This is a genomic window from Cyanobium sp. N5-Cardenillas (genome assembly GCF_024345515.1).
In the GTDB taxonomy this organism is placed as follows: domain Bacteria; phylum Cyanobacteriota; class Cyanobacteriia; order PCC-6307; family Cyanobiaceae; genus Cyanobium.
In genome coordinates this window covers 1-7256 of sequence record NZ_JAGQBG010000164.1, presented here as the reverse complement: position 1 = coordinate 7256, position 7256 = coordinate 1, and the positions used below count along the sequence as shown (strand labels likewise).

The 7256-nt window shown below is 65.3% G+C and carries 4 protein-coding genes; 1 reads left to right on the top strand and 3 read right to left on the bottom strand.

The window, feature by feature from the left end:
• The coding region (locus KBZ04_RS12520; protein ID WP_254992244.1) for a DUF520 family protein at nt 1-288 on the top strand (288 nt) is incomplete at its 5' end.
• Here KBZ04_RS12520 and KBZ04_RS12515 read toward each other — a convergent pair.
• The 3 genes from KBZ04_RS12515 to KBZ04_RS12505 form a co-directional block, all read right to left on the bottom strand.
• Nucleotides 279-914: a hypothetical protein gene (locus KBZ04_RS12515; protein WP_254992243.1), complete on the bottom strand. Its 636-nt coding sequence runs from the start codon at nt 912-914 to the stop codon at nt 279-281. The genes KBZ04_RS12520 and KBZ04_RS12515 overlap by 10 nt on opposite strands.
• A 135-nt stretch (nt 915-1049) precedes the next feature.
• On the bottom strand, nt 1050-1607 hold the full coding sequence (locus KBZ04_RS12510) for a hypothetical protein (protein ID WP_254992242.1): 558 nt from the start codon (nt 1605-1607) through the stop codon (nt 1050-1052).
• A 122-nt stretch (nt 1608-1729) separates the two neighbouring features.
• Nucleotides 1730-7256 (bottom strand): ELWxxDGT repeat protein (locus tag KBZ04_RS12505; RefSeq protein WP_254992241.1); only part of this gene is annotated, 5527 nt, incomplete at its 5' end.

Genomic DNA, 7256 nt, shown 5'->3' with positions numbered 1-7256 from the left:
AAGGCCACCAAGCGCAACCTGTCGCTGAAGATCTTTGATCTGCAGACCCCAGAGCCGGTGGGCGGCAATCGGGTGAAGCAGGTGGTGAAGCTGCGCAAGGGCCTCAGCCAGGAGCTGGCCAAGAAGCTCAGCAAGCTGGTGCGGGATCAGATCAAGAAGGTGACCGTGGCGATCCAGGGCGAGAGCCTGCGGGTCACCGGCAAGAACAAGGACGACCTGCAGCAGGTGATCACCCTGCTGCGGGCGGAGGATCTGGAAGTGCCGCTGCAGTTCGAGAACTACCGCTGAGACGATTGACGGATCCTGGCTCTCAGCTTTCGGCTGAAACCGAAGGCTGTGGCGATGCCGAGGAAGGGAAGCGGGCCTGGAACGGCTGGGTCAGCCGGGTCGCCACGGGGAGGGGGATCGAGCCGTCCGCTGCTTGGTTCCGTGCCGGGGGCGGGACTGGGGCATTGTTCAAGATCCCCATGCAGCTCAAAGCCGGGGCAATAGAGCAGGGATCCATGCAGGACCCCGTCCTCGAGGGCAGAACCGGACGGTTGGAGGCTTCGATCGTTCGAAGCTGAGGAGGTGATCAGCAGCTGCCAACCGGCGTTGTGGCCATGGAACAGGGCCGGGGTGGAGAAGATGGAACCGTCGGCTGTCACCGAGACATAGCCGCAGTCTGGAAGCAGGCAGCGCGGTGCCTTGTCGAAACGTCCCTTGGGTGATCCCGACGACGTGGCGAAGTTCATCTCGACTTCGGCAGGCGGGAATGCATTCGCCCTTCCGCCTTCCAGACCGCGGAAGGTGCCGATGACGCCGTCAAAAACGAAGGACAGATCCAGTGCCATCGCAGGCGGTTGGATCAGCAGGGCGGCTGCGAAGGCGCCCATGAAGCCCGCAGAAGTTCCACGAAGGCTTGCCGGCTTCATCGCGACTTGATCCTAATTCACTATCATTGTTCTCTGATGGCGAATGCCAGACGGTCACAACGGCTGCATCTTCACGATTGCTGCAGATGTGCTGCAGGTGTGGAACGCGTTGGGTGTGTCTGCCGCTGGCCGCGGTCAGTTCGGGTCGCTGTCGGGCGTGCGGGTAAGCATGCTGCCGGTGATCCGCCGCTTCAGCCTGCGGCTGTAGCCGAAGCAGATGGCGGCGCCCAGGAGCGGGAGTGGTCCTGGGACGGCGGAAGTCTTCGGATTGACGACCCGGGTGAACGTCAGGCTTCCGCTGCCTCCCTGGCTGGTGCCGGGAACAAGATCGTAAGTAAAGAACGCTTGGCTGACATCATCGAAACCGGGAACAAAGGTGAAGGCCGGCTGGGTGTCAATGGCATATTCCAGGCCCAGGAAGACGCCATTGTCGATGAAAACCGTCGCGCCCGAATCATCGTTCTCGTCGTACTGGGTGCCCTGAAACAGGAAGGAAAAATCGGTAAGATCGAACGTCGTCGTGTTGTAGGCGAAGGTGCCGGTATAGGTGTTGGGCTGCAGGGGGCCCGCATCGATCAGGATGTCGAAGGTGTAGTTCACGACCGCCGCCTTGAGCGGGGCCGGCTGGGCCAGCGCCATGCCAAGAGCCAGACCTGTCGTCGCGAAGGCAAGTTTGGGGAGGAGACTGGTCATGGGAGGAGGAAGCGGGACTGGTGCGGGCAGGAGGCCATCGCCTCAGTTGTCTTTCAGCTTAGCTCAAGTTTGGCTCATCTGGCCTTTAGTTCTGTGTCAGGGCCAGGCCATGGTCAGAACGTTCAGACCATGAAATTGTCCGGGTTGCTGAGGCTGGCCACGGTGACGTTCTTGAACAGGATGAAGCTCCTGGCCGCCGCCAGGCCGGACCCATCGGGATCGAGCAGCAGCATGGTGTCGCTGCCCTTGGCGGCGAATGTGAGATAGCCATCGGTGATCGGCGTGGTTCCCGTGTAGCCGACGCTGGCCAGGGCCCCCTTGAGGTCGACCTTGTCACCCTCGGCCCCGTTGAAGTCGATGATCGTGTCGCCGGCATCGACGATGCTCGTGTACACGAACCGATCGGCACCGCCGTTGCCCCGGACCGTGTCGGGACCCTGCAGTCCGATGATCACGTCGTCGCCGGCCGTGCCCTCCAGGGCATCCCGGTTCTTCGTTCCGGTGATGGTGCGGCCGAGGTCGTCGTTGGTGATGGTACCGATGACGGCACCGGCTGTGCCGATCGTGTAGGCGGCATCGGCCTGCAGGGTGAGCGCCACGGTTTCGTCGGGTTCGACGACGCTGTCGCCGATGGGATTGACGCTGACGCTGGCGGTGGCAGAGCCGGTCGCGAAGCTGACGCTGGTGTCGATCAGGTCGTAATCACTGCCGTTGGTGGCGGTGCCGCCGATGGAATAGTTGACGGTGAGGGCGTCGGTGGTGGGACCGGTGCGGGTGAAGGTGTAGACGAGATCGCTGGCGCCGTTTTCCAGAACGCTGGCGGGGGAAACGGCCAGGGTGATGCTGGGCCTTGCCCCCACGTTGATGGCGAGGGTGGCGTTGGCGGTTCCGCCGAAGCCGTCGGTGATCACGTAGGAGAAGGTGTCCGTGCCGGTGAAGTTGGCGGGCGGGGTGTAGGTGTAGGTGTCGAAGGCGGTGTTGGCCACGGATCCGCCCTGGCTGGTGGCGATGGAGAACTGGGCCACCGAGAGGGTGTCGCCATCGGGGTCGGTGTCGTTGGCCACGAGGTTGGCGCCGGTGATGGTGGCGGTCTGGCCGGGGCGGATGCTGATCGCCGGGTCGGCGACGAACACCGGATCGCTGTTGCCTACGTCGTCGTTGCTGATGGTGCCGAGCCCTTGGCCGTCGGCGAGGGTGACGCCGTTGGTGGGAGCGGAGAGGTTGAGGAAGAAGGATTCGTTGGGCTCCACGTCCGTGTCGCCGTTGATGGTGACGGAGACGGTCTGGGTTTCGCCGGCGGTGCCGGCGAAGTTGAGGCTGCCGGCCGTGGAGACGTAGTCGCTGCCGGCGGAGGCGGTGCCGTTGGCGGTGGCATAGGCCACCGACGCCCCACCGGCGACAGCGTTGCTGAGGGTGACGGTGAAGACGGCGAGTGAGGTGCCGGAATCTCCTTCCACGATCGAGACATCGCTGATGGAGAAGGAGGCGGCATCGTCGTTGCTGATGGTGCCGGTGATGGCGTCAGGAGTGCCGATGAGGTAAGCGGGATCGGCGCTGAGGGTGAGGGAGACGGTTTCGTCGGGCTCAAGGACCGCATCACCGGTGGGATCAACGGTGACCGTGGCGGTGGCCGAGCCGGCGGCGAAGATGACGGAGGAGCCGATCAGGCCGTAATCGCTGCCGTTGGTGGCGCTGCCACCGACCATGTAGTTGACGGTGAGGGGATTGGTGGTGGCGCCGGTGCGGGTGAAGGTATAGACGAGGTTGGAGGTGCCGTTCTCGGTGACACTGGCCGGGGAGACGGCCAGGGTGATGACGGGCAGGGGAGCGGCATCGTCATTGCTGATGGTGCCGATGACGGCGCCAGGGGTTCCGACGATGTAGGCGGGATCGGGCGAGAGGGTGAGGGAGACGGTTTCGTCGGGCTCGAGGACGGCGTCACCGGTGGGATCGACGGTGACAGTGGCGGTGGCCGAGCCGGCGGCGAAGACGACGGAGGCGGGGATCGTGCCGTTGCTCGGCGCGGCGTAGGTGAAGGCGTAGAAGGCGTCGACTGCTCCACCGGAAGTGAGGCCCCCGCCATCGGAGGTGATCCTGATGCGGTCGGCCGTAAGCCCGGTGGCCGAGATGGCCACGGTATTGCCGCTCGCGAGCACAAAGCTGGCGAACTCGCCGCTGGCGCTTGTCGGACTCGGGAACACCACGTTCTGGGTGACCAGAGATCCGCCATCCTCGCGCAGCGAAACCTGGCCGTTACCAACATGCTCGCCGAAGCCGGTGAACGCAATCGCGTAATAGCTGCCCAGGCCAAGGCTGATGCTGGAGTTGGCCGCGTTGAGGAAAGGCTCGCTCAAGCTCGTGGTCGTCGTGAAGGCCAGCGGCGACGTCCCGTTCCCTACGACGGTATCGTTGATGAAGCTGCTGCCATTCGAGACGAAGCTGATATCGGTCAGTGAGGGACCGGAGGTGGGGATCAGGCCGTAATCGCTGCCGTTGGTGGCGGTGCCGCCGATGGTGTAGTTGACGGTGAGGGGATTGGTGGTGGCGCCGGTGCGGGTGAAGGTATAGACGAGGTTTCCGGCGCCGTTCTCCAGAACGCTGGCCGGGGAGATGGCCAGGGTGATGACGGGCAGGGCGGCGGCGTCGTCATTGAGGATCGTGGCCGTGGCGGTTGCCGTGCCGATCGAGCCGTTGACGGGGTTGGTGATGGTGACGGTGAAGGGTTCGTCGGCCTCCACCACCGTGTCTTCCACCGTGCCGATCGAGAGGGTGGCGGTCGTCTGGTTGGCGAGGATCGTGATCGTGCCCGTCAGGGGCGTGGCGATGTCGCCCGCATTCGCCGCAGGCCCGGTGATCGTATAGGTGACGGTGGTGGGCTGGCTGAGAACGGCGCCGCTCCGCGTCGCGGTGAGGGTGAAGGCTTCCCCTTCCTCCGCCGTGGCCGGGGCCAGGCTGATGGAAACCACAGGCGGCGGCAGCACCTGCACCGAGAAGTTGGTCGGCGTCGAGCCGGCCGTGCCCGGATTGATGTCCGCCACCCGGGAGGTGCCGGAGGTGGTTCCATCTGTCGACCAAAGCTCGAGCCCTTCGCCGGGGGTCGTGGCCCGGAAGTAGAGCCGCCCGTTGAGGATCGTGCTGAACAGGAAATCGACGTTGCTGCTGCCGGTGCCTGGGTTGATGTCGGCGACCAGCACGGTTCCGGCCTCGGTGCCATCGGTCTTCCACAGCTCGGCCCCTTCCGCCGTCGTCGTGCCGCGGAAGTACAGCTCACCGTTGAACAGGATTCCCGCGCCGGCGCCCAGCGCGCCGTTGCTGTTGATGCCACCGGGCTGGATGTCCTTGAGGATCTTGGTCCCGGAGGGGGTGCCGTCGCTGATCCATAGCTCCGAGCCGGAGACGCCATCGTTGGCGATGAAGACGGCCTTGCCGTCGACGGCGCCAACCGTGTTGATCGGCCATTGAACATTGGCCAGCACGCGCGTGGTGCTGGCGGCCGTGCCATCGGACACATAGAGCTCACCGCCCAGCACGCCAGGTGTGTTGCTCACCTGGACGGCGAAGAAAATCCGGTCGTCAACGACGGTCGGGTTGGTCGCCCCTGCGGTGGCCAGCGGGCTGAGGTTGCCGAGCGAGACGGTGCCGGCGGCGGTGCCGTCACTGAACCAGGCCTCCACGCCGTTGATGCCGTCGTTGGCGTAGAAGAAAACGCCGTCATTGAACGGGGTCAGGACGGAGATGCCGCCACTGCCACTCCCTGCAACGATTTCGGTGACCAGCTGCGGGCCGGCCGCGACGCTCTCGATCACCCAGAGCTCGTTGCCCTCGGCTGTGGTGTTCGCCGTGAAGAAGACCTTGCTGCCCGAGACGGTGAGCTGGCGAAAAGGACTGACTGGATTGCGTGAGCCGGTGGCACCCGGCTGGATGTCGGCGAGGAGGCGTGTCCCCGCGGCGGTGCCGTCCGTGAACCAGAGCTCGTTGCCGCTGAGGCCGTCGTCGGCGAAGAAGAGGGCGCCGCCATCGAACGGCGTGATGAACGTTGGGGCGATGGCGCTGGAGAAGCTGACAATCGGATTGATCTCGACCAGCTGGCTGGTGCCGGCCGTCGTGCCGTCGGTGACCCAGAGTTCGGTGTCACCCGCCGCATCGTCCGAGGCGAACAGGAGCTTGCCGTTGGCCAGCTGCACGGTGGAGGGAAACGCCCCTGACGGTCCCGGTGTGGCGTCGATCACCTGCCGGGTTCCCGCCTCCGTGCCATCCGTCAACCAGAGCTCGCGGCCGCTGGCGGCGGTGACGGCGGAGAAGAACAGCACCGGGGTGCCGGCGGGCTGGGGTGGGATGTCGTCATTGCTGATCGTGCCCCGGCCCTGGCCGTCGGCGATGGTGACGCCGTTGGTGGGGGCAGAGAGGTTGAGGAAGAAGGATTCGTTGGGCTCCACCTCCGTATCGCCGTTGATCGTGACCGAGACCGTGCGCTGCTCTCCGGCGGTGCCGGTGAAGTTGAGGGTGCCCGCGGTGGCGAGGTAGTCGGAGCCGGCGGTGGCGGTGTTGTCGGCGGTGGCATAGGAAACGGACGCCCCACCGCCGACAGCGTTGCTGAGGGTGACGGTGAAGACGGCAGTGGTGGTGCCGCCGATGCCCTCGGTGAGGGTGACATCGCTGATGGAGAAGGAAGCGGCGTCGTCGTTGGTGATGGTGCCGGTGACGGCGGTGGTGGTACCGATGACGTAGGCGGGATCGGCCGTAAGGGTGACGGAGACGGATTCGTCGGGCTCAAGGATCGCGTCGGCGTTGGGATCAACGGTGACAGTGGCCGTCGCCGAACCGGCGGCGAAGACGACAGAGGTGGGGATGGCGCCGTAATCGTTGCCGCCCGTGGCGGTGCCGTTGATGGCGTAGTTGACGGTGAGGGGACTGGTGGTGGCGCCGGTGCGGGTGAAGGTATAGACGAGGTTCGTGACTCCGTTCTCGGTGACGCTGGCTGGGGAGACGGCCAGGGAGATGACGGGCAGGGGAGCGGCATCCTCGTTGGTGATGGTGCCTATGCCCTGGGAGTCGGCGAGGGTGACGCCGTTGGTGGGTGCCGAGAGGTTGAGGAAGAAGGTTTCGTCGGGCTCAAAGACGGTGTCGCCCGTGATGGTGACGGATACGGTTTTTGTTTCACCGGCGTTGCCAGTGAAGTTGAGGGTGCCTGAGGTGACTGTGTAGTCGGAGCCAGCGGTGGCGGTGCCGTTGGCGGTGGCGTAGGCGACGGAGGTGCCGCCGCTGACGGCGTTGCTGAGGGTGACCGTGAAGACGGCCGTGGAGGTGCCGGCGTTGCCCTCGGTGATGGAGACATCGCCGATGGAGAAGGAGGCGGCGTCGTCGTTGGTGATGGTGCCGGTGACGGCGCCGGCTGTGCCGATGAGGTAGGCGGGATCGGCCGTGAGGGTGAGGCTGACGGTTTCGTTGGGCTCGAGGACGGTGTCGCCGGTGGGATCAACGGTGACGGTGGTTGACGCCGAACCTGCCGAGAAGATGACGGAAGCGGGGATGGCGGCGTAATCGCTGCCGCCCGTGGCGGTGCCGTTGATGGCGTAGTTGACGGTGAGGGGACTGGTGGTGGCGCCAGTGCGGGTGAAGGTATAGATGAGGTTCGTGGCTCCGTTCTCC